This is a genomic window from Treponema sp. R6D11 (assembly GCF_054786075.1).
On sequence record NZ_BDHD01000322.1, the window covers coordinates 1 to 1,332 of the forward strand.

A 1,332-nucleotide genomic window follows, 5' to 3' on the forward strand; every position below is an offset into this window, starting at 1 on the left:
GAGAACAGGAAGCTTGAGTTAAAGAAAAAAGAAGAAGCAAAGAAATATAGTGGTGACAAAGGTTTTTGGGATAAATTGAAAAGAAAAGTTAGAACATAAAAAAAGAGCCTTCCGGCTCTTTTTAGTTATATTTTTATGCTCTTCTGCGTTTTCTGCGGTCGTAACTTGTCTCTTTTAGCATCTCTATGCTGTCCAGGGCTTTGCCTGTGCCGATTGCGACGCATGACACGGGATTTTCCGCTAGATAGCATTCGATGTCACATTCTTCCTGAATCAGTTTATTTAATCCGTGGATTAGTGCGCCGCCGCCTGTTAGGACGATGCCGTTTGTTGCGATGTCGCCGATTAGCTCTGGCGGGGTGATTTCTAGGAGCATTTTAACTGCTTCGACGATTTTATCTGCACAATCTGATAACGCTTCTTTGATTTCTTCGCTGGTTATAACTAGGCTTTTTGGAAGCCCTTTTAATAGGCAACGCCCGCGGACTTCAAGCTCTTTAACTTCTTTTTTGCCATTTTCATCTTCGAATGAAACAACGCAGCCGATTTCTTTTTTGAGTTTTTCGGCAGTTCTTTCGCCGATTAGGACATGATGTTTTTGGCGGATGAATTTGATAATAGCGTCGTCGAATTTGTCGCCAGCGATTTTGATTGATTTGCTTTCGACTATGCCGCCTAGAGAAATTACAGCGACGTCCGTTGTGCCGCCGCCGATATCTACGACCATGTTGCCGTAAGGTTTAGAGATATCAACATTCGCACCGATAGCGGCTGCGAGAGGTTCCTCAATTAGATGCACACCTGATGCGCCAGCTGATTTTGCAGCGTCTAGCACGGCTCTTTCTTCAACTTCTGTGACCCCTGATGGGATACAGATTATAACTCTTGGTTTGAATAGCTGACGTTTGCATGCCTTATTCAAGAAATGTCTTAGCATTTGTTCTGTAACTTGGAAATCAGAGATAACGCCGTCGCGCAGGGGGCGGACTGCGACTATATTGCCAGGCGTTCTGCCTAACATTCTTTGTGCTTCGTTGCCGACTGCGATTACTGCGCCGGTTATAGTATCAACCGCGACAACAGAAGGTTCGTTTAGAACGATTCCTTTTCCTTTAACATATACTAATACGCTTGCGGTACCTAAATCTATTCCTACGTCTTGTGGCATTTTTCATCCATCCCCTTTATAAGTATTTTCGTTTGAGTGTTTTTAGACTAACTTTTCTTTCATATCGGTTTTTTCCCAAGGTGCATCGATATCATCTCTGCCGAAATGCCCATAGCATGCGGTGTCTTGATATATTGGTCTCCTTAAATCTAGTGTAGAGATTA

2 protein-coding genes are annotated in these 1,332 nt (G+C 43.2%); both read right to left on the reverse strand.

Features of this window, described 5'->3' with window-relative positions; translation table 11 throughout:
- Positions 1 to 133: 133 nt before the first annotated feature.
- Positions 134 to 1,168, reverse strand: coding sequence for a rod shape-determining protein MreB (gene mreB / locus ACYVTD_RS12730; protein WP_461248123.1), 1,035 nt, complete (start codon positions 1,166 to 1,168; stop codon positions 134 to 136).
- Between the two features lie 42 nt (positions 1,169 to 1,210).
- Positions 1,211 to 1,332, reverse strand: a 122-nt coding sequence (locus tag ACYVTD_RS12735) for a methionine adenosyltransferase domain-containing protein (RefSeq protein ID WP_461248124.1), incomplete at its 5' end; no start/stop codon positions are given.